17 protein-coding genes and 2 pseudogenes are annotated in these 21869 nt (G+C 66.8%); 8 read left to right on the top strand and 11 right to left on the bottom strand.

The window, feature by feature from the left end:
* Positions 1–75 precede the first annotated feature (75 nt).
* Positions 76–972, top strand: a complete 897-nt coding sequence (locus tag C8D87_RS04870; RefSeq protein WP_112225677.1) for a dienelactone hydrolase family protein — start codon at positions 76–78, stop codon at positions 970–972.
* 18 nt (positions 973–990) lie between these two features.
* Here the strand turns inward: C8D87_RS04870 and C8D87_RS04865 are convergent, their stop codons facing one another.
* Positions 991–1680: a TetR/AcrR family transcriptional regulator gene (locus tag C8D87_RS04865; RefSeq protein WP_112225676.1), complete on the bottom strand. Its 690-nt coding sequence runs from the start codon at positions 1678–1680 to the stop codon at positions 991–993.
* Between the two features lie 108 nt (positions 1681–1788).
* On the opposite strand from C8D87_RS04865, the gene C8D87_RS47425 reads away from it, so the two are divergent.
* The 3 genes from C8D87_RS47425 to C8D87_RS04850 are packed head-to-tail and all read left to right on the top strand — an operon-like array spanning position 1789 to position 5566.
* Positions 1789–2415 (top strand): (2Fe-2S)-binding protein, encoded by a 627-nt coding sequence (locus C8D87_RS47425; RefSeq protein WP_325049620.1) that lies wholly within the window; start codon positions 1789–1791, stop codon positions 2413–2415.
* Positions 2412–3395 carry an FAD binding domain-containing protein gene (locus C8D87_RS04855; RefSeq protein ID WP_112225675.1) on the top strand — a complete coding sequence of 328 codons (984 nt, stop codon included), beginning with the start codon at positions 2412–2414 and terminating at the stop codon, positions 3393–3395. The genes C8D87_RS47425 and C8D87_RS04855 overlap by 4 nt, the downstream gene beginning before the upstream one ends.
* Positions 3392–5566, top strand: coding sequence for a xanthine dehydrogenase family protein molybdopterin-binding subunit (locus C8D87_RS04850; protein ID WP_112225674.1), 2175 nt, complete (start codon positions 3392–3394; stop codon positions 5564–5566). Before C8D87_RS04855 ends, C8D87_RS04850 begins: the two co-directional genes overlap by 4 nt.
* 226 nt (positions 5567–5792) lie before the next feature.
* On the opposite strand, the gene C8D87_RS04845 is transcribed toward C8D87_RS04850, so the two are convergent.
* Together C8D87_RS04845 and C8D87_RS45680 are read right to left on the bottom strand one after the other, a co-directional pair.
* Positions 5793–6239 (bottom strand): hypothetical protein, encoded by a 447-nt coding sequence (locus tag C8D87_RS04845; RefSeq protein ID WP_112225673.1) that lies wholly within the window; start codon positions 6237–6239, stop codon positions 5793–5795.
* A 466-nt stretch (positions 6240–6705) separates the two neighbouring features.
* Entirely contained in the window at positions 6706–6870 is a 165-nt protein-coding gene (locus tag C8D87_RS45680) for a hypothetical protein (protein ID WP_170166309.1), read from the bottom strand.
* A 263-nt stretch (positions 6871–7133) separates the two neighbouring features.
* Between C8D87_RS45680 and C8D87_RS45030 the strand changes: the two genes are divergently transcribed.
* Positions 7134–7394 carry a hypothetical protein gene (locus C8D87_RS45030; RefSeq protein WP_146771624.1) on the top strand — a complete coding sequence of 87 codons (261 nt, stop codon included), beginning with the start codon at positions 7134–7136 and terminating at the stop codon, positions 7392–7394.
* A gap of 436 nt (positions 7395–7830) precedes the next feature.
* On the opposite strand, the pseudogene C8D87_RS04840 reads toward C8D87_RS45030, so the two are convergent.
* The 7 genes and pseudogenes from C8D87_RS04840 to C8D87_RS04820 all read right to left on the bottom strand — a co-directional run bounded on the left by C8D87_RS04840 (position 7831) and on the right by C8D87_RS04820 (position 18063).
* A pseudogene (locus C8D87_RS04840) lies at positions 7831–8979 on the bottom strand (IS30 family transposase).
* A 107-nt stretch (positions 8980–9086) separates the two neighbouring features.
* Positions 9087–13634, bottom strand: a complete 4548-nt coding sequence (locus C8D87_RS04835; protein WP_267899830.1) for an SDR family NAD(P)-dependent oxidoreductase — start codon at positions 13632–13634, stop codon at positions 9087–9089.
* 114 nt (positions 13635–13748) lie between these two features.
* A pseudogene (locus tag C8D87_RS49090) lies at positions 13749–14492 on the bottom strand (SDR family oxidoreductase); the annotation flags it as partial.
* The gene (locus tag C8D87_RS04830) at positions 14489–15784 is read right to left on the bottom strand and encodes an acyltransferase domain-containing protein (protein WP_211337729.1); all 1296 of its coding nucleotides are present in this window, start codon (positions 15782–15784) and stop codon (positions 14489–14491) included. The gene C8D87_RS04830 and the pseudogene C8D87_RS49090, both read right to left, overlap by 4 nt.
* Positions 15785–15804: 20 nt before the next feature.
* Positions 15805–16638, bottom strand: a complete 834-nt coding sequence (locus tag C8D87_RS46755; RefSeq protein ID WP_215732164.1) for a hypothetical protein — start codon at positions 16636–16638, stop codon at positions 15805–15807.
* Complete coding sequence (locus C8D87_RS04825; protein WP_109641548.1) at positions 16635–16898, bottom strand: MoaD/ThiS family protein; 264 nt, start codon at positions 16896–16898, stop codon at positions 16635–16637. The genes C8D87_RS46755 and C8D87_RS04825 overlap by 4 nt, the downstream gene beginning before the upstream one ends.
* Before the next feature lie 16 nt (positions 16899–16914).
* Positions 16915–18063, bottom strand: coding sequence for an acyl-CoA dehydrogenase family protein (locus C8D87_RS04820; protein ID WP_170166308.1), 1149 nt, complete (start codon positions 18061–18063; stop codon positions 16915–16917).
* Positions 18064–19275: 1212 nt separating this feature from the next.
* On the opposite strand from C8D87_RS04820, the gene hxlB reads away from it, so the two are divergent.
* Both hxlB and C8D87_RS04810 read left to right on the top strand, forming a co-directional pair.
* Positions 19276–19836: a 6-phospho-3-hexuloisomerase gene (gene hxlB / locus C8D87_RS04815; protein ID WP_112225670.1), complete on the top strand. Its 561-nt coding sequence runs from the start codon at positions 19276–19278 to the stop codon at positions 19834–19836.
* A gap of 16 nt (positions 19837–19852) precedes the next feature.
* Entirely contained in the window at positions 19853–20563 is a 711-nt protein-coding gene (locus C8D87_RS04810; protein WP_109641545.1) for an orotidine 5'-phosphate decarboxylase / HUMPS family protein, read from the top strand.
* Positions 20564–20593: 30 nt separating this feature from the next.
* On the opposite strand, the gene C8D87_RS04805 is transcribed toward C8D87_RS04810, so the two are convergent.
* Entirely contained in the window at positions 20594–20848 is a 255-nt protein-coding gene (locus C8D87_RS04805) for a hypothetical protein (protein WP_146231864.1), read from the bottom strand.
* A gap of 284 nt (positions 20849–21132) precedes the next feature.
* Between C8D87_RS04805 and C8D87_RS04800 the strand changes: the two genes are divergently transcribed.
* Entirely contained in the window at positions 21133–21654 is a 522-nt protein-coding gene (locus C8D87_RS04800; RefSeq protein ID WP_146771623.1) for a hypothetical protein, read from the top strand.
* The last annotated feature ends 215 nt before the right edge of the window (positions 21655–21869 follow it).

The following is a 21869-nucleotide window of genomic DNA, read 5'->3' as shown; positions in this document are numbered from 1 at the left end:
GTCTATTCTCGTCCGGACACCGTGGGCTGCCGGCCCACGCCGGTGCCACTCTCGCAGAGTCTGTTGGGAGTAGCCATGACGGAGATTCAGCGGTATCTCGCAGAAGAGGTCGCGGAAGACCTCGTCGACGGCATCATCAACCGGAGGGAAGCGGTACGCCGCCTCGGGCTGCTCGGGATCACCGGTGCGGCAGCGAGTGGGCTGCTGTCCGCGTTCGCTTCCGGTACCGCGGCGGCAGCCGAGCCGGAGCGTGGCAAACGTTCCTCGTCCGAGACGAGTTGGGCTCCCGTCCCTCATCAGCCGATCACGTTCGAGGGACCCCGCGTGCCGCTGATGGCTGCTTGGGCGGCTGCCGAAAAGCCCCGTGGTGGCGTGCTGGTCATCCACGAGAACCGCGGGCTGAACGAGCACATCCGCACGGTCGCCGGGCGATTCGCCGCCAGCGGGTACTCCGCACTGGCGCTCGACCTGCTGTCCGAGGAGGGCGGCACCGGGGCGTTCCCCGGTGAAGCCGAGGTGGCGGCCGCGCTGTCGCGGATCCCGCCGGAACGTTTCGTGGCGGACATGAAAGCCGCCCTGACCGAGCTCAAGCGGCGCGTGCGCGACAAGAAACTGTGTGCGGTCGGCTATTGCTTCGGCGGCAACATGGTGTGGCGCCTGCTCACCTCGGACGAGCCACGCCTGGCAGCGGGTGCCGCCTACTACGGGCCGTTCCCGGAAGGCGGGAACTTCCGAGGCTCCCGCGCCGCGGTGCTCGGGGTGTACGGCGGACTCGACGCCAGGGTCAACGCGACCCGGCCGGCGGCCAAAGCAGCTCTGGAAGCAGCGAGGCTGAAATACGAACTCCTCACCTTCACCCAGGCCGATCACGCCTTCTTCAACGACACCGGAGCCCGGTTCAACCCACACGGCGCGACGGAGGCCTGGCGCAGGACGCTGAACTGGTTCGACGCTGTCGGCAACCGCCACTAGGCAACTGCCGCGTGCGGGTCAACGGACCCAGCGGGTCAGCAACTCCGTGAGGAGAAGCCGCTCGCCCGGTGACAGGTCCAGGTCGTGCTGACCGGCGAGCGTCGCGAGCAAAGTGCCTGCCTGCGCTGACAGCGTCGTGGCCGGATCGTCGTCGGAGTACTGGTGCGTGACGACCGCGGCGAAGATGGCGTCACGCACTCGCTCCGACAGTCCTCGGTGTGAGGGGCTGTCGGGGTTGGACAGCATCGTCAACGTCGTTCCGACGCACGCGGCGTGAATGACCGGAACCGCTTCGTCGGGTGTCATGGACAGGCGTCCCTGTTCCGCGAGGCGAACCAGCATGGCGTGCAGGATCTGCAGTCCCTGCTGCTCGGCGGCGTGTGTGCGGCTGCCGGTGGGGCCGTACATGAGCTGGTAGAACGCCGGGTGCGTCAGGCCGAACTCGACGTGCCGATCCCAGCCCGCTCGCAGGTCGGCCAGCGGATCAGCCGACGGCCCATGGCCCTGTTTGGTGGCGAGGTAGCGCTCGAAGCCTTGTGCGGCAACCGCTTCCAGCAGGCCCTGTTTGTCTCCGAAGTGGTGGTACAGCGTGGGTGCCGTGACGCCTGCGGCCTGGCACACGTCACGAACGGACACCGCTGCAGCGCCGACGTCGCTGAGCAGCGCTGTCGTCACCTCGAGGATGTGCTCTCGAGTCGAACTCGCCATGTAGCGATGTTACAGCGCGGGCTTGTCGACGTTAGATCGGCGGGTTACGCTAGCGGCGTTACCCAACTTCTTGTACCGCTGTTACATCAATCCAGTCGAGGAGGAGCGGTGCCCGAGTCACCTCACCCTGCGACGACCCACACGCGCCGGACCGTGCTGAAGTCCACGGCTGTGGCCGCTGCCGGCGCCACGCTCGTGCCTGCGCCCGCGGTCGCGGCCTCATCCGTGCCGGCAGCCGCACCGACGACGGCCGGGGGCGTGGCGGAGGCCATGGAGATCACCCTGTCGGTCAACGGGCGCAAGCACGCCGTCACGGTCGAGCCGAGGGTCACGCTGCTGGACGCGCTTCGTGAGCGTCTCGCGCTGACCGGTACGAAGAAGGGCTGCGACCGCGGGGAGTGTGGCGCGTGCACAGTTCTCGTCGACGGCGAGCGCATCAAGTCGTGCCTGACGCTGGCGGTGATGCGCCAAGGCAGCGCCATCACGACTGTTGAGGGACTCGCTGACGGCGACCGCCTGCATCCCGTGCAAGAGGCGTTCATCCGCCGCGACGCGTTCCAGTGCGGTGGTTGCACACCCGGACAGATCATGTCCGCGGTCGCGTGCATCCGGGAAGGCCACACCGGGTCGGAGGAAGAGATCCGGCAGTGGATGAGCGGCAACATCTGTCGCTGCGCCTGCTACCAGAACATCGTCGCCGCGGTGGCCGACGCGGCACGGGAGGTACGCGGATGAGGTCCTTCAGCTACGCCTCGGCACGTGACTCCGCCGAAGCCGTCCGTCTGGCGGGCCGGACACCTGGAGCGGCGTTCATCGCGGGCGGTACCGATCTGCTGAACCTGATGAAGGACGGGGTGCAGCACCACCAGCATCTGATCGACGTCAACAAGCTCGACCTGGCTCGCGTCACCGAGTCCGCGAGCGGCCTGCGCATCGGCGGGCTGGCCAGGATGAGGCAGGTGGCCGAACACCACGCGGTCCGCGCTCGTTTCCCCGTGCTCGCTGAGGCACTGCTGGCATCCGCGTCGCCGCAGGTGCGCAACATGGCCACGATGGGCGGAAACCTGTTGCAACGCACGAGGTGCGGTTACTTCCGCGACACCGGGTCGGCGTGCAACAAGCGCGTGCCCGGCAGCGGGTGCCCCGCCTTGCAGGGGTGGAATCGAGGGCACGCGGTGCTGGGCGGCAGCGAAAGTTGCATCGCCACCCACCCGTCCGACCTCGCGGTGGCTCTGACGGCTCTGGACGCGGCGGTCCACGTGCTCGGACCAGGTGGTGCGCGCCGGATTCCCGTCGGTGAGTTCTACCGCCTTCCCGGCGACACGCCTCAGGTCGAAACATCTCTGCGGCCCGCTGAGCTCATCACCGCGGTCGAGGTGCCGCGGCACCCGACTGCGAGGAGGTCGCGGTATCTCAAGTTGCGCGACCGCGCCACGTTCGAGTTCGCCGTGGTCTCGGTCGCGGCCGCGCTGGACCTCCGCGGGCACTTCGTGCGCGACATCAGGCTGGCCTTCGGCGGGATCGCGACCAAACCCTGGCGTTCCGCCGAGGCCGAAGCGGAACTGCGGGGGAAGAACCTGACGGTGGCGACGGTCGAACAGGCCGGACGCGTGCTCGTACGTGAGGCCGTGCCCAGGCAGGGCAACGAGTTCAAAGTCGAACTGGTGCAGCGTGCGCTGGCCGAGCTGTTGCTCGATCTGGGAGGTCTGCGATGACGGGTCTGGTGGGACGCCCGGTCGCGCGGGTCGACGGCAGGGTCAAGGTGACCGGTGCCGCCCGGTACCCGGCGGACGACCCGGTTCCCGGTGCCCTGCACGGGTTCCTGGTCACGAGTGAGGTCGCGAAGGGCGAGGTGACGGACATCGACACGTCGGCCGCGCTGGCTCATCCGGGTGTGGTCGCCGTGCTGACGCATCGCGACATGCCGCGGCTGACCGTGCCGCCGTTCCCCTACCTCAAAGGGTTCATCCCGATGCAGGACACGGCGATTCACCACGTCGGTCAGCCCGTGGCGATCGTGGTCGCGAACACGGTCGAGCAGGCGCACGAGGCCGCCGCCCTGGTAGCCGTCCGCTACCGCGCGGAGCGGCCACGAGTGGTGATCGACGACGCGGCTGGACCACCGCACCTGCCACCACCGTTCCGCAACCGGCCCAACGAGATCAAGCGCGGTGACGCGGCAGCCGCGCTGGCGCGGGCTGAGGTCCGCGTGGAAGCCCGCTGTTCGAGCGCCACCCGGCATCACAACCCGATCGAGCCGCACGCCACCACTGCGCAGTGGGACGGCGACCGGTTGACGCTGCACGAGACTGCGCAGGGCGTGAACCTCACCAAGGGAACGATCGCCGCCGTCTTCGCGCTGCCGGTCGAGAACGTCAGGGTGGTGGCCCCGTATCTGGGCGGCGGCTTCGGTGCGAAGGGGCCCCTCTGGTCACACACCATCATCAACGCCGCGGCAGCGCGGGTCTTGCGCCGCCCGATCCGGCTGGTGCTCAGTCGCGCCCAGATGTACACGATGGCTGGTCACCGTTCGGAGTTCCGTCAGCACATTCGGCTCGGTGCCACCCGAGCGGGGAAGCTGACCGCCATCCTCGACACGACAACCGCTCAGCTGAGCAACACCGACGAGGCGATCTTCAACGCCAGCGAATCGGCACGTTTGCTCTACGACTGCCCGAACGTGCACGTCAGGCAGGAGGGCGTGCGGCTCGACGTCGCCACTTCCAGCTACATGCGTTCGCCGGAGACGACAGCCCACTTCGGACTGGAAACCGCTCTCGACGAACTCAGCTGGGCGCTGGACATGGACCCGGTGGAACTGCGCAGGCGCAACCACACCGAGTTCAACCAGGAGACCGGCCAGCGATTCGGCAGCAAGCACCTGCTCAAGTGCTACGACATGGCCTCCCAGGCGTTCGGCTGGTCGCAGCGCAAGCGCAAGCCGGGCGCGACGAAGGACGGCGACGAGTACGTCGGGTGGGGTATGGCCACCGAGATGCACACCTTCGGCGCCATGCCGTCCAATGCCTCGGTCACGGTCGGTGTCGACGGCAAAGTCGTGCTCCGCACAGCCACCCAGGACATCGGCACCGGCACGTACACGATCATCAGCCAGATCGTCGCTGACGCCATGGGCGTGCCACTCGACGTCATCCAGGCGCACATCGGCGACACAGCCCTGCCCGTCGCCGGTCTGTCGGCCGCTTCGGCCACGATCGCCAGCGTCAGCGGCCCGGTGGACCGAGCGGCCAGAGCCGCGCGGGACGCGGTGGTGGGACTCGCTGTGGCCGACGAGCGATCCCCGTTGTTCGGGGTCCCGGCGGACGAGGTCGAAACCAGGCACGGTCACCTGATCCACTCCCGGAACCACCAACGCCGGGACAGCTACCGCGCTGTGGTGAGCAGGGCCGGTGAGCCGGTTGAGGCGACCGGCAGTGGGCCCAACCTCCCAGGCCTGTCCTACGGCGTGGTGTTCGTGGAAGTCCGCGTCCACGCGCGACTGGGCTCGGTCCGCGTGACGCGGGTCGTCACAGCCCACGACATCGGCAGGGTGATGAACCGCCGCACCGCGCGCGGGCAGGTGATCGGTGGCGTCACATGGGGAATCGGCCACGCGTTGATGGAACACACGGTCTACGACCGGAACAGCGGCAGGGTGGTCAACCCCAACCTGTCGACCTACCTGGTGCCGGTGTGCGCGGACGCTCCTCCCGCACTGGAAGCGCTGTTCGTCGACGAGCCCGATCCCGGAAGCACCGCGCTGGGCGCACGTGGCTTCGGCGAGACGCCGATCACGGGCGTACCCGCCGCCATCGGCAACGCGATCTACCACGCCACCGGCCGGCGCGTCCGAGACCTGCCGATCACGCAGGACAAGCTGCTGTAGAGGAGGGCGTCTTGCTCGAACTGGACCGACTAATAGTCGACAAACTCGTATTCCCGGCAGACCCCGGGTTGGTCAGGCTGCCGAAACTTTGAGCAAGGTCGGCGCAGACGGCGAGAACCCGGACTCCGGCCTCACCGCCTGCGCCAACACCTTCTTGTCGGCGGTCCGATCCGGTGAAAAGCACCGCGAAATGCGGAACAACGAGAGATTCCGGACCAAATAACTTTCAGGTGCGCGAAACGCCCACCGGCAGCGGCAGCCCGCCACCGAGCAGGCTGGTGACCAGCCCGAGCAGGGTTTTCAGCAGGCTCTGCACCAGGCCCATGATCATCTCGATCGGATTGGACAGCATCGCCAGCTCCGCCTGCTCGATCTTCGCGTCCAGCTCGGCGGAGGCCAGCCTCGCTTCCCGCAGCTCGTCCATGGAGCTGTCGAACCCGCTCTGACCTGCAATGCTGTCCAGGATCGGGCGCAACTGGTCGAGGCGAACAGAGATGGTGCGGAAGTCCTCAGACTCGAGGGCCCTCTGCAGCTGATCATGCTTCATCTGCACTTTCGCTGCGGCATGTCGCGCTTGCGAAGCGGCATCCGCGGTCGCCATGGTCGCCCCCGACAGCATGAGCATGCTACCGGCGACAATCGCCGTGACGGCCCTCGTGAATCCTGTGAACATGTTTGCACTCCTATCGGATGTGCCCCCCTCACATGTGCCATCGTGACTACTGAATAGAATTCGCGCCACGCGCACCATCGGCCGCATTTTCACCCTCTGTCAGCGTTTCTTCGGCAAGGCGCCGATACCAGCCCTTCGCAGTACTGAAAGAGTGAATTTCCCGCCACTCCCCGCAGCCATTTGTCCAGTTCGCACGCTCGCATCACCCGCGGTCACCCCCAATATCACACGTTTCGGGCCGTGTTCATCACGGAGCTGTTCACGCAGGCAGGGCGGGTCAGCGGTGCGGTGCGACGACCGGCTGGAGACGGCGGGCGGCAGGTGCCGCGGCCGCACGGCGCAGCTGCGGGCCTCGACTCACCGAACCCGGCACCCGGTGATCGTCAAGGAGATCTCCGGCGTCTGCTTCGCCCTTGGCGCGATCGCCTGTCACAGGAGAACCGGCAAAACATGCCATCGCGGCCCATCAGGTCTGGCCGGCCCACCACTTCTGGCCGGCCCACCACTTCTGGCCGGCCCACCACTTCTGGCCGGCCCACCACTTCTGGCCGGCCCACCACTTCTGGCCGGCCTCGCCAAGCGTCGAGATCGGGTCGCAGTACGGGTACCGTCCGGCCGAACGCCGCCTCACCACATCTCCGGCACGCCGTCGACGCGGAACACTCCGCCGCGCCACGGGCGCGGTCGAGGTGTGCGGCTGCATGTAGCCGCACACGTCGCGGCGGGGTGCACCGGGGCCGCAACCGAGTTCGGGGGCGGGGTTGCGGTACTGGTCTTCGACCTCCAGGGGATCAGCATGGTCACGATGTGCGGAAGTTGCACCCTCACCTCCTTCGGTAACAGAGCGGATCGGCGGGCGATACACCCACACCAGGAGGAATGCGAGGAACCGTCATGACGGAGCGGGACCTGACGAGCGGCGGAGCACAGGCGGTGCTCGGCTTGTCGGTGCTCGTGCTGCTGTCCTGCGCGGTGGGCAACGTGCTGCTCGCTGTCACCGAGTCGGTGTGGTGGCCGTTGTTCGCAGGCGTGAGCTGGTGGGGTGCCGCGGCCAGCGTAGTGATCCGGGCAACGGCGGCAACGACGTCCAGAGCGGGAACGCCCCGCGTGACACCGGCGTGGATAGCTGCAGAAGTTCCAGCTCGTCGCGGGTGAAGTACAGCCCGCCGCCGCCCTCGTGCGCGAGTGTGCGGGAGTTACCCGCCAACCGCCTCGTTTTTGATGCCCTCGGGCGGAGTGACGAGCCCGCGGGCCATCGCCGTTGCGTCAGCGCACAACACCGCGACGCCGGCGCGTTCGGTGTTGACGACAGTGCCGTACGTGTGACCCCTGCGCCGGTCCGCTTCTCCGGCACCAGCTGTGAGGTCCCCTGCCATGGCCTGGCAAGGGCCACAGGCCGGTCTGGGCACCTTGACGGCTCGGGTTCCCCGCCGTCGGTCGGGCCGTGGCGGTATCATGCTTTTCGACTCGGTACAGGTATTGGTGCATGACTGACCCCGATGATCGCGCCGCAGCCGACACCACCGTCGCTGGTGTCGCTCGCCGCCTGTGGGGCGTCGAGCCCGCGCCTGCGATCCCGCGCTACTTAGATTCATCCGGTCAAGGCAACACTCTCGGCCGGTGTGTGAAATCCCAGGCACTTGCGGGGCCGATTGTTGAGTTTCGCGGCGATGGTGTCGAGGTCGTCCTGGCTGAACGTCGACAGGTTCGTCCCCTTGGGCAGATACTGCCGCAGCAGCTTGTTCGTGTTCTCATTCGTGCCGCGTTGTCACGGACTACGCGGCGCGGCGAAGAACACGTCAACACCGGAATCGGCGGTGAAACGCTTGTGGGAAGCCAATTCCATACCTCGATCCCAGGTCAACGTGCCGTGCAGTCGGGGATCCATGCGGGTGTATGCCTCGGCCAGGGCGGGGACGACCACGGTGGTGTGGCGGCTGGCGAGCTTTACGACCGTGAGGAACCGCGACTTCCGGTCGACCAGGGTGGCGACCTGACTGTTGTTCGACCCGATCACCAGATCGCCCTCCAGGTGACCGAACTCGCTGCGGTCCTCCGCCGCCAGGGGCCGTTCCTCGATCGGACGGGCGTCAGTGATCTGGGAACGCCACTGGCCTTTTACCGTGTGCCGCCTGTTCTTCCGGATCGGGCGGCTCGTCCGCAGCCGCTTGGACAGCTCACGAGGCACCACCTTCCAGCGCGTGACGTAGACCGACCGATAGATCGTCTCGTGACTTACCCTCATCGCCGGGTCGTCACCGTGGTTCAGGCGCAGGTGACCGACGATCTGTTCCGGCGACCACTCCTCCTTCAGCAGGGCCAGAACGGTCTCCCTCAACGAGGGCCTGCGGGCGAGCAGGCACTGCTTCGGCCGTCGAGCACGGTCAAACGCCCGTTCCTGCGCCACGGTCGCACGGTAGGCGTCGCGGCCACCGTTCTTGTTGACCTCACGGCTGATCGTCGACACCGCACGCCCCAGCAGCGCCGCGATCGCGTTGTAGGAATCACCGGCGCAGAGCCGGCGTGAGATCTCCTCCCGCTCGGCCATGGTCAGACTTCCGGCGCGTTCTTTGCGGGGCTCGGGAGCGATCCCGCCGTGGTGTTTGAGGACAGTGAACACCGAACCGGGCGGCTTGCCGATCTGTCCGGAGATGACGCTGATCGACTCCCCGGCCCGCCACCGCCGCCACAGATCGGCCTTCATCTCATCCGACATCCCTGGCCGACCCAACCTCACCACGCACGCCCACTCTCAACCAGCACTGTTGCTCCGACCGGTTGAATCTAAGGTCCAGTAGGGCGGTAAGGCTGCGGAGCAATGACGATCCGGTCGACCAGCGCGGTCCTTCAGGCTGGGGTTGTTTCGGCTACCCGGACGCCGTCCAAACGCGCGAGGACGAGGCCTGCAGGAGTGTATGCGGTGCAGCTGTCATCAGCGTTCTGATAGCTGAGGTTGATGCCGGTCGGATTGGCCTGCGCGAGGTTCCGGTCGTTGTGTGTTGTGTACACGGTGAGTTGTTCGACGCTGACTGGCACGGCGGTGTTCCTCAGGCCGCTTCGTGTCGGTCGCACCGCCGCTGTTCTGATGAGCCCGTCGAGTAGAAGCGAGGGGATTGCCAGGGAGTCGAGTTCCTCATGGCCGTCAAGTGACGGGTGCCATCTGGCGTGGAGTCCCGTGTCGTCCTGTCGCCAGTCGCGTGTGGTATCGAAGATTCCTGTAACGCGCACGGTGGAGTCGTTGCTGGAGAACGGATCGGGCATCAGTTGTCCGGTGGGTGCTGGCGGAGTGGCTGGCGGAGCAGGGGAATCGCCCAACTGCACGGTCGCCCGGAAGTGTTCTCTGTCGCGGAGGTGGCGCTGACCATCTGGTGCTGCGATGTGTGAGCACACCGTGACCGTGACGACGTTCGAGGTGACATGGGTCGCTGTTACCTCATAGACGACCGGGCCGGTTCGGGCTGTGACGAACGCGGAGAAGCGAATGTCCCGTAGCGCACGGAGGGGATGGCCGGGCAGGAGCATGGTCGCTGCTTCGACCGCGATTTCGGTGAGCATCATGCCGGGCACGGTCGGTCTGCCGTGGACGGTGTGGTTCCGTAGGTATGGTTTGTGTCCCAGGTCGAGGACCAACGGCCATGTCATGCGGTCGGGTCGCCGTGTGTCCGGAGTACCGAGGAAGTGACCGACAGACGCTTCGGCGACGAGGTGGCCAGGGAACTGTTCTCGAATCGAACGATGTTCGGCGTGCCCGAGAAGGCTTGATACCGGTGCCCTTTGTCGCGCCGAGAGTTCGGTGAGGAAATGGTCGACGCCTTCTCGTGTGCTGATACGGCTCAGTCGGCCGCCTGCGGTGTGGCCTCCGATCCCGGACGCCGCCCCGAGACCGGTCGTGTCCCAGATGGGCCAGCAGATGGTGAACTCTCCGGTGCCCGGCTCCGAAGCAGAGGCTGCCGCGCTGAGGAAGTCGTTGGCCGGGCCGTAGTCGCTTTCTCCCGGCAGTCCCACGAGGCCGGCGATCGAGCCGAAGTTGCACCACAAGCGGGGAGCCGGGTTGGTGAATGCCTCGCGCAGGTGGTGATATCCCAGGAGTTTCACGTCACGGATTCGGCGCGCGCCGGTCAGGCTCTTGCGTTCGATGCGGCCGGCGTGGTGCACACCCGCGCCGTTGATCAGCAGGTGTACTTCTCCGGCGGCCGAGTAGACCTCGGCGGCGGCGTGGTGGACGGCCGTGCGGTCGGTCACGTCACACGTGATGAAGTGGACGTTGTCCGGGCCGCACAGGTCTCTGAGGGTATTCAGGGTGAGCAACGACTCCCTGGCGTGTAGCAGCGTGTCGAACCGCCTGTTGAGTTCGCGGACCGATGCGGTCCTGCCCTGTTCCCGTTGTCCGGCGAGGTAGGCGGCTCGGTGAGATGGCAGTTCGTCCTCACGAGCCCGCAGTAGTTCCTCAGGCACGGAGTCGAGGTGACTGGAGCCCAGCAGCCACAGACGAAGCGGCGCCCGCCGGGCCAGGCTGGTGACCACGGCCGAGGTGATGCCGCGGGCTCCGCCGGTGGCGACGACCACAGCTCCTGGTTTCAGCGGAAGTTCGCCGGCAGTGGCCGTCGCGGGGTGGAGGTGTTGGACGTAGCGGCGACCACCGCGGTGCGCGACCACGGGCATGCCCTGTTCGATGTTCATTTCGTCGGCCAGGATCCGCCATGCGGACATGGCATCGTCGTCATCGGTGATGACCATTGTGGACCGACAGCCGGGAAGCTCCCACACCATGCTCTTGACCAGACCACCGAACAGGGCGGTGTGCGGGTGCGGTGCCTCTCGGTGGAAGGGCGCGCGAACGACGACGCCGAGGCTGCCGCCCGTGTCCAGCGTGTCCCGGTGATCTCGAACGGCGAGAAAGGTGGTTTCCTGAAGTGCCAACAGTTCCGGTTCCGCGAGTGCCGGCCATGCCGGTGCGTGGTGCAGTGAACCGACAACCCGGAGGTGGTGAACAGGTTCGTCGTGCAGAGGCCGGACGGTCTCCTCGGGGGCTTGGTCAGGGCGGACGACCAGCAAGCGGGAACCGGCTGCCTGTACCGCGGGTTCCAACAGCGGCGCGTCGGCGCCTGTCGTGATCACCACCGTGTGTCGAGGGTCGGCGTCGAGCGGTGTGGTGGACCGCACCGGGGCGCTGACTCGCCACCTGGGCACGTGGCGACTGGTCGTGGTGGCCGTCGGGATCACGAGGGTGTTGGTCCGCGTTATCTGCCGCAACAGTTCCACCACATCATCCGCGGCGAGATAGGTGGTGCCGCCCGGCTCGCTCGACGGTGTGGCGGGAAGGTCGGGCAGTGGGGCGAGGATCGGCCATGATTCGCGGCGAGCCACGGACTCTCGGGCGAGCCCGATGAGAAACGCGCCCTGAGCCGGAGCGCGGCCGGGCGGGCTGAAGGCGTCTGCGAACAGTGGGTCGCTTCCGCTGTTTACGCCCAGCACGAGTGCGAGATCCAGCTCGGCCGTGCCCAGGTAGCGCGACGCGACCGTGATGGCGTCACGGCCCGACGTGATGCCTGTGTCGATCACCATGGTGGGACCGTGCAGGTCGTGGATGTTGGCGATTCTGGCTGGAATCACGTTGGGCATCTGGCCGGCGAGTGTGTTCTCGCTGGCCGGCGCACAACGCGCTTGTACCTCGTCGAGGAAACCTTTGACGGCTGTGGACAACCGCGCAGTCGGAAGCGTGTCGCAGGTGCTGGCGAAGGCCGTGAGGTCGGCGGCGTAGGTGCGGACCGTGCGGTCCGCGGAGCCCGCCGGCACCGCGGTGTGCGCCGCGATGACGCCGGTTGTCTCTCTGACGTTGACCCACAGCTCTCCGTTCTCGTCGATGAACCGGCGGGCGACCTGCATGGCCATCAGTTGGCTGCGGTCGATCATGGAGATCGTGGCCGGCGGTAGCGGCACCTCGTCGTGCGACGGTGGCGGATAAGGCTCACTGAAGGAACGCTCCACCGCGGGTGCGAGTCCGTTGGCCAATCGACGAGCTACCTCGGCCCGGTCGCATCCGCCGGGTAGGTGCGCGCTCCATCCGACCACGACCACCGGGTCGGTGGCCGGCCGTGGTGTGGACCGGGGCGGGGACATACCCGGCTTGGGAGCGTCCTGCACGAGCAGATGGGCGTTGGTGCCGCCGAAACCCAGCGCCGAGATGCCCACTGTGCGCGGGCGGTCCGGCCGCTCCGGCAGTGGGAGATCACAAGTGGGGATGTGCGATCCCGAACGGCTCGCTTCCTGGAAACAGCGTTGTGCGGAGATCTTGCTGTGTTGAAGGCCCTGAACGGCGTGGATGAGCGACACCACCCCGGCTGCCCACCCGGTGTGCCCGATCAACGACTTGTTCGATGTGCACGGGTATTCGCCATCGGACGTCGACTCCCCGAGGGTCCGCAGCTCGGCCTCGTCACCGGCTCTGGTGCCGGTGCCATGGGCGACGATCCAGTCGATGTGCTCAGGTGGCACAGAACTGACGGCACGGGCGCGGTGGACAGCCCGCAGGTGGCCGGCAGGGTTGGGTGCGTAGATCGCTTTACCCCGGCCGTCGGAGGCGCCGCCGAACCCGGCGAGCACCGCCAGGACCCGGTCTCCGTCGGCACGAGCCCGGTCAAGTCTTTTGAGCATGACCAGTCCCGCGCCGTCGGAGAACAGAACGCCGTCCGCGTCGCGGTCGAAGGACCGGACAGCACCACGGTGACTCAGACCCCCGAGCCTGGCGAACAGCACCTGGTAATGGGGACCGAGCGAGAACGCGCCGCCGCAGAATGCGACGTCACACTCGCCGGCCACCAGACTCTTCACGCCGAGGTCCACTGCGTACAACGAGGATGAGCACGCGGTGTCCACGATCTGGAGCAGGCAGTCCTGCGGCAGTGCGGCTCGTGCCGCCGCATAGGGCAGGTGCTGTTGCAGGGAGCCGGTGGCATGCCGGTATCGGGCGCGCAGTGCCTGGTTCAGCGACGCCCGCAGTTCCGGGGTGACCGGAGTTGGCCAGTGTTCGGCGATCCCGTGGGTCGCGGCGGCGACCAGCAGGGACTGCTCGACATGCTGGCTGCCTTCGCAGTAGGCGCCGATGAAACAGCCGACTCTTTCCGTGGGCCGGATGACGTGGTGTGCGCGTGCCTGCAGCAGACTGTGGCGCAGCCAGCAGGACAGGTAGTCGCCGTCGTTGAGGTGGTCGTCGTGCGCCGTGATGTATCCGGCGACCCTGCTGTAGGTCTTCCCGTCGGCACGGGGGTCGGTGGACCAGAAGGTGTCCAGGTCGAACCGGTCACCTGGTTCGCTGAACACCGGAGTGTCCTGGAGGAGAAGGTTCCAGAACTCCTCGGGGTCGGCCGCTCCCGGCACGCGCAGGCCCATGCCCACGATCGCGATGGTGGCGTCCTCCTGGTGACCGGGGGCCTGGGGTGCTCGCGGGGCACGCGGCTCCGGACGGGGTGTGCCAGGGGCCAGCATCGCCCGGCCGAGGGACAGGCCACCGTCGGCCAGGAGCACCTGCCCGGTGACCCAACTGGCCTGATCGGAAGCGAGGAAGACGACCAGATCGGCCAGTTCCTCCTCCGAACCAAGACGGTCAGCCAGCGGGGCCGCGGCCGAGCAGGTCTCATGCAGTGCCCGCGCCCCCGGAAACAGGTGGGCGGTGGGATTGTCCAGGACACCGGCGGAGGCGGTGTTGACCCGGATTCCCCCTGGTCCCAGATCCGCGGCCAGATATCGGGTCAGGCCCTCCAACGCCGCCTTGCTGACACCGACGAGCATGTAGTTGGCCAGGGCCATACCGGCGCCGATGGAGGAGACGTTGACTATGGCGCCACCCCCGCGGCGCCGCATGAGCGGTGCCGCGGCGAGGGCGCACCGCCGTGCACCGTGCACGTTGGTGTCGAAGCCACGTTGCCAGTCCTGTTCGGTGAGCGTCTCGCAAGGACCGAGCACCCCGCGGGCGGCGTTGTTCACGAGGACGTCAAGCCCGCCGTGCGCACGGTCGACGGCACCGAACATCTCGGTGATGGCGTCAGGTTTGCTGACGCTGGCACGGATGAGCTCGGCTGAGCCGCCTTCGGCGACGATCGCCTCGAGGGTGTGTGCGGCGGACTCCCCGGAGTGGAAGTAGTTGATGATCACGTGCGCCCCGCGCCGGGCGAAGGCACGGCTGATCGCCCGGCCGACGCCTTTGCCGCCGCCGGTGACCAGAACCGTTCTTCCGGCGAAGTCAGCCGGACTCATCGAGTCACGCTGTTGCCGACGGGAAGCGTCAGGAGGAAGTCGCTCAACGCCCTCAGCGTGGTGAAGCTGGTCGGACGGACGTCACTGTCGTCCGCCGGCAGGGATCGGCTGCTGGCCGTGACGGCCTTGGCGAACAGTTCGGTCTGGGTGATCGAGTCGATGCCCAGGTCCGCTTCGAGATCGGCGTCGGCGGTGAGCATCTCGACGGGGTAGCCGAGCGTCTCGGCGTAGATGGTGCGCAGGTCGCTGATGAGCTCTTCCCTGCCACGGACCGGTGCTGGTTCGGCGACAGTGGTCGTGCCGCGCTGGTCGGGGATGCTGGCCTGGTGGTGTGGCACGGGTTCCAGCAGGCGGTCGAGATCCGGCCCGGTGACACGGCGTCTCAGCGGCGCGATGACCGTGGTGTCGGGTAGGAAGCCGGCGATGAGGTCACTGAGCGTCCCGCGCGGACCGCACTCCAGGAAGATCTCGACCCCTTCGGCACGCAACGCGCGAACAGCGCCGAGAAAGTAGGTCGGCCGAACGAGGTGTGCGGCGACCAGGGCGGCCACGTCGGTCGAGTCGCACACGTCTCGGCTGAGGACGGCGGAATGGACTCTCCGCACCGGCACACGGGGAGTCAGCTCGCGGATGCGCTCGATGAACCGCTCCGCGACGCCGGCCAGCCGAGGGTTGTGGAACGAGTACGGCACGGACAGCCTTCTGGCTGTGATGCCCAGCGTTTCTGCTACCCGCATGAGTTGGCCGAGGTCCTCCTCCGGGCCTGAGACGACGGTTTGCTGAGGACCGTTGTCGGCCGCGAGACACAGGTCCCACCGGCCAACGGCTCCGATCACGTGTCGCGCTCGATCCGCCGACGTACCCAGGGCCACCATCGCACCCGGCTCAGGAGGACAGTCAGCGAACGCGGCGTCACGGGCGATGACCAGCCGCAGGCCCTGTCGCAGGTCGAACACGCCTGCCGCGGTGAGCGCGGTGAGTTCGCCGAAACTGTGCCCCAACAGTACGTCCGGCTGTATGCCGTGGCGCCGGGTGAGCAACCGGTACAGCGCCAGCTCGGCGGCGAAGATCGCCACGTGCAGTTGAGCCGGTGAACGGCTGAGGAGATCATCCAGTGACGGGGCGTCCTCCCTCATGAGCAGTGTGGTGACAGGTGCCGCCCCCAGGCTGGTCGCCACCTCGTCGACCTCGGACAACAATTCAGTGATGATCGGCTCTTCGGCCAGGTGTCGAAACGCGCCGGGGAGGTAAGCCCCTTGGCCCGGAAAGAGGAATACGATTGGTGATCGCACTGAAACACCTCCGCTAAGGACTATCCGGCGACATCTAGGGTTTCCCAGACAGTCAGGTGAGGCCGCGGGGCACTGGGATGTCCGATCTGGTGACGGAAGCACAGCGTCGACGTGTCCGGATCGAGATGGGCGGAGCTGATGACCTGGCACGGGTCGTAGACGAACATCGGGCGCAGGAAGACCGCGCGCAGGATCTGTGTCGGTGTGCCGACGACGTGGCAGGACGGCAGCGGATCGTGAAGGTTCTCGACGTACAGGCGCTCGCGGGCCTGTGTGGCCAGTTCCACCATCTCGACGAACGACCACTGGTCGGCGACCTCGGCGTGGCTGCGGCTGATGAACGTCTGCCAGTGCTGGGGAGCAAGCACGGGCGCCGGGAGTGTGGGCCGCGAGTGGGGCGGCGGGACGGCGGTCATGGTCTCGGCTGGGGTGAACCGCTTCAGGAGATCGGGGTGCAGAACACCGGGACTCGCGGCCAGGCTGCTGGCGTCGGTCACCGTGAGAACGCGCATCGTGGCGGTGACCCGTGCGACGGAGCGATCGTCGGCGACGCAGTCGATGTCCACCTGAAGCCATTCCCCGCGCTGGTCGATGCGCAGTCCTGAGCGGACGGTCAGCCACGGTGCGTCGGTGAAGCGCAGGTAGGGAGTGGCGTAGTCGATCCGTAGTGAGGAGACCACCACCGCGCTGCGGTAGGTCTCCACCATCGCGGGGAAAGTCGTGACGTACTCGGCCAACCAGCGCGCGAGACATGGTGACACCAGACCGAGCAGTGTTCGCGGCCGCAGCTGAAGAGGGCTGAACATGGTGGTGACGACAGGCTCGGTGTAGTCGATCTCGCGGGGGCATGTCACCCCCCGGCCACCGCGGTCAGGAACTCCAGCCGATCTGTGTCGCGCAGCGCTCTGCGATCGTTGGATGAGATGACTTCTCCGTTGAGGATGAGGCGGTGAACGCGCTGGAGCTTGCCCGTGCCGTCCCACAGGACAGGACCCAGTTGCGGAAACTGTTGGCGCAAGGACTCGAGCGCCTTGCCGACTGTGTTGGCCTTCACCGTGACGGTGCGCTCGTAGCCGGTGAACCGGAGCAGCAGCCCGGAGAAACGAACCTCCATGAGAAACTCTCCTTTGTCAGAGCAGGTTCTTCGCCACAAGGGCGCCGATGGTGATCTCCAGGGAATCCTGGGTACCTCCCGCGGGAATCAGGCCCGCGCAGTCCCGCACATACCTTCCGTAGTATTCGTCCCCGTAGTAGGCATGGCCGCCCAACGCCCGGAGAGCCTGGTGAGCGAGGTTCATCGCCTGTTCGGCCGAGAAATGCTTGGCCGCTGAGATCTTCGCGTCGTAGACCAGATCCGTCTCCCCGCGGGCCTGGCGGTCCAGCACGTCGTGCGTCATGGTCTGGGCCACGTCGGTGAGCATGTGCATCCGGCCGAGCGCACCAGCCACGTTGGCGTAGTCAAGGACGGGCTGGCCCTGCCGTGTCGTGGTGCGAAGCCTGGCCGCGCAGCGAGCCACGAGCCCGCGCATCCTGCCAACGGTCCAGGATGCCTGCATGCTCCGGCGCTCGTTCAAATACAGCTGGGAATGATCCAGCCCGTCGGTCCAGGTCAGTATCCGTTCCGGGCCGAGTTCAACGTCGATGAACTCCAGTACGGCCATTCCCGCGGACTGGAAACCCATCCCTTCCGCGGGGATCAGCCGCACCCCTGGGTCGTCCCGATGGACCAGACAGGCGGCCAGACGGCCCGGTTCCGCGGCGGCGTAGGTCAGGAAGACGTCGGAGATCAGTCCTCCGGTCACGTAGCTCTTCCTGCCGGACAACACCCCGCCGTCACCGTCACGGGTCAGCGTTGTCCCCCATGACCAAAAGTCGGCGTCCTCGGTAAAGGCAAGGGTCGCGGCCAGTTCTCCGGACATGAACGGCCGCACATAGTTATCGATCAAACGGGCGTCCCCGGATTGATACAGGGTGAACGCGATGCTGGTAGTCATGCTCACCACCAGTGAAAATGCTGACTCATCACATCGGAAGGTCATTTCCTCCAGAACGCGGCCCCACACATTCGAACCCATTCCCTCGCCACCGATCTCCCTCGGCAGCGCCAGGCCGTGCAGACTCTTCTGAGCGGCCTGGATCAAATACTTTCTGGGAAAGGCCTCTCCCGCCGCGTACCGCTCAGCCGCTCCGGCGCCGACTTCGTCCAACAACTCACCCCAACGTTGCTGGACAAATTCGCCGACAGCCTCCATGGAAAGATCCTGGAGCTGAACAACCATGGACTGAGACCCTTCAGTCTGTATCGGCCCAGAGCGGCATTCCATAATTAGAGTGCGCTTGCCTGCGAGCGTCGTCAACAGGCTGTCGCTCGATTCATCAGTTCGAGTTATACCCACGGAACCCGGCCTGCGCGGGTGGTATCAGCGCCTCTGAGGCCCGGCATGCGAAACGGCCGAACGCCGGATTCGCGGTTCGAGCGACCTGGGACAGCATCGCCACGCCCGCCGGCACCGCGTCGTTCCTCGACCGGCGGCTCGGCGCCGCGGACGATCCGCACACCGGCATCACAATCACCGAGTACCCGCCAGACCTCGATGCCGCGCCCCGCGATCTGCTCGCCCAGATCAAACAGTTCTCGCGCTCGGCATGCACCTGAAAGGGATTCCAGCGGTCCTGCGGGTGTTACGTGGCGACGTGCGGCGGCGATGGAGTGAATCTTGAGCGGTCGTCGAACGGACGCGATCGCGTATGGTCCGGACGCTGCCGCCCGGCTGGTGGCCCAGGGCCGAGTTATGATCGTGGCGGACGGGGTGGATGAACTACCGGTGCACCTGCAGGCGGCCGCGCTGGGCGGCCCGGCGAAGATGGCAGCCGGGTGCTGCCATTGGTTGCGGAGTGTGAGACTCAATTCCCGACTGCCTGCGGACGTCTTCCGCGACCCGGCGGTGAACCGCGCGATCGGTGGATCCCGCGAGTCGGCGGCTCCGCGGTTGTGCCTTCTGGAGCCGCGTCGTGCGGCCCGCCCGGCACCGCGAAAGCTTGAGGCCTGTGGCACAGATTCCCCGGTATCGGGACGTAAGTCCCCGTGATCGGCGTAACGGGGTGCAGGAGATATCACTGTCCGTTTTTGCGTGCGCCCGGCTTGGGTGATTGCGGCTCACCCGTGGCACAGCTCTAGAGTAAATTCTCTGCGGACGACCACCGCGAAGTTCGGGACACGACAGCGTTGTCGTCGTCACTGTGCGGTCCGTCAGATTCTCACGTCTGCGCACTCGGAGTGTTTGTCGCATCTCACCGCGGCCCTGCTGTCGTGCAAAGGAAGTGTGGGCGAAAGCAAGTTCGCACACGCTCAACCGCATTGGAGTTGGCTTCAGATGGTAGTCGAAACGAGCGTGACCGTGCCGGGTCCGCCGAGACCGCCGCAAGACGACGAGTCCCCGGAAAATGGGCCCCACCCTGACAGAAAGCCCGGCACGAGTTCAAGATCGGGGATGCCCGGACATCTCGAACACGCGGCGAACCTGGTTCTGTCGGAGAACCGGCGCGCGCTGAACGACGTCAGCTGGCGCGCGGTCACGAAGCTGGTCACTCTGATCTCGGGAGCCGACCGCGTCTTCGTGCTCGGTGAGGGTCGTAGCGGCCTGGCCGTGCGCATGGCGGCGATGCGGCTCATGCACCTCGGGCTCCAGGTACACGTCGTCGGCGAGACCACCACACCGCCATTGAGCCGCGGTGACGTGCTCATCGCGGTGTCCGGGTCGGGCGGCACACCAGGCGTCGTCCTGGTGGCGGAGCAGGTGAGGGCGGCCGGCGGGCAGATTGCGGCGCTGACGACGACACCGTCCTCACCGCTGGCCGCCATCGCCGAACTGGTCGTCGCGATCCCCGCGGCGAGCAAACACGATCACGACTCGGAGAGCTCGGCCCAGTTCGCCGGGTCTCTGTTCGAGCAATCCACTTTGTTGTTGTTCGACGCCCTTTTCCACGCGTTGTCGCGTGATCTCGGCAAGACGTCAGAGGTCCTGTGGGCCGCGCACGCCAACCTGGAATGACAAAGGAGCACACGTCATGCGAAGCCCACGTCTATGGATCGCCTACGACTTCACCTCGCCGAGCGAATGCCTCGACATGCTCGACACTGTACTGGCCGCGCACCCGGAACAGGAGATCATTCACGAGATCGGGCGGCCGACGATCCTGAACGCCGCCCTGGCCGGCGTCCCCATCGTCCGAGAGTTCCGCGACCGGCTGGACAACGGCCAGCTGCTGGTCGCCGACTTCAAGGGATACGACGTGCCCTACGTGGCCGAAGGCACGTTCTACTACGCCGCGGGCGCCGACCTGGTGACCGTGATGGCTACCGCGCCGGACGAGGCGATCATCGAAGCGGTCGACGGCGCACGCGCCGAGGGGAAACTGGTCGCCTTCGACCTGATGTCCCACCAGGACGACCGCGCCAAGGCCCGTCGCGCCCGCAAACTCGCCGGCATGGGCGCCGAGCTGGTCAGCTGCCACGTCGGCTGGAGCGAGCAGGCACAGGGCAAGACCGCCGACGCGCTCCTGCCACAGGTACACCATGCCCTGCACGGCACCCAGGCCAAGATCATCGCCATGGGCGGCCTCAAACCCGGCAACGTAGTCGAACTGCGCCAGTACGCGACCGACGACAGCCTCTTCGCCATCGTCGCCGGCAGCTCGATCACCCGCAGCGCCGATCCCGCGGGCGTCGTGTCGGCCTTCCTGGACGAGATCGAGCACCTCACAGGCCAACTCGTCTGAACTCACGGTCAGGGCCTGGGACGATGGATATCAACCTCCCAGGTAGGTGCAGGCTTCGTCGATCCGGCTTTCCCGGATGGCGTAGCAGGCTCTGGCGTGGCTGGTGGACCCTGACCACGCCGGCGCGCCCTCGTACCGGCAGTTCACCAGGATCGTCGCGCCCTGCAACGCGATCTGCCTGGCGTTGGAATGGCAGAGCCGCTCGGAGGTGTACCGCTTGTTGTAGATGACCACCGCGGAAGCAGCAGGCACCGCGGTGATCGCCGCGACCCCCGCCAAAGACACCGCGGTCAACGCACGCGTCAGAACCTCGCGGGTACGTGCGGGAATTCTCCCGTGCTCGCATGCGTCGTGTCCGCGTGGCCGTAGTCGACCCGCGTGGTGTTTGCGCCCATCTTGCGCGGCCGTGCCGACGGCATGTCACCTGGTTGGCAGACGCCATGTCCCTCGGTCGCTGGTTCCGAGGGGGACAGGGCTTCGAGATGCTTACCCCCTTGTGGTGCGGTCCGGGTACGTGACGTCGTCTGCCGTGAACCGCGCCTTCGAGGCCGACGCCGACGGAAGGGTTCATGGTGAGAAGCGCCAGAATCGCTGCGGTTCATTTGACTGTCGCGGCCGTCATGTCGCTGTTCATTACCCCGTCCGCTCATGCCGCAGTCGACCAGTTCTGCGCTCTCAACGAAGTCGTCACCTACAGTCCGCCACTGACCGACACCCCGCAGACGGTGACATTTAGCGTCAGCGGCCAGCTGTTCAACTACACGAGCAGTTCTGCCCCCACCGGAAGCTACGCCGAGACGGGCACCGCACCGAACGCGACGTGCACCAGCGTTCTCTCTGCAGGCAGCGGGACGAGAGTCTTCAAGTGGACCAACACCGCGATCGCACCCAGCACGTTCTCCTACAACAGGACCACCAACCGGGTCGGCGGCGACATCCAGGTCGTCGCCGTCGGATCGATCAGCTCCGGCACCTTCACCCCGGATCCCGCGAAATCAGTCGGCGTCGGGGCGCAACCCAACCCGGCCGCCTGCAGCACAACGGGAGTCTCCCAGCTGACCGCTGCGGGAAGCCTCACCATCGGCATTTGACGGGTCGCCCGCGAAGCTGGTCCGCGAGAGCCGCGGGAACCGGACTGTCGACCCTCTTCGCTCCTCCGCGAACTCCGCGCGGGTTCTCCCGCGAGGAGAATCCGGAGGAGCCCAGCCACCCGAACGAAAGCGGCGCGCCGTGAAACGTGCGAAACGCGCCGCTTCTGTCCGATCGTCACGGCGTGGCCGGTGCGGGGTGACCTTCCGACGCCTGC

It is taken from the genome of Lentzea atacamensis (genome assembly GCF_003269295.1).
In the GTDB taxonomy this organism is placed as follows: Bacteria; Actinomycetota; Actinomycetes; order Mycobacteriales; family Pseudonocardiaceae; genus Lentzea; species Lentzea atacamensis.
Note: the sequence above shows the minus strand (reverse complement) of the source record. Positions and strands in the feature narration are given on the sequence as shown.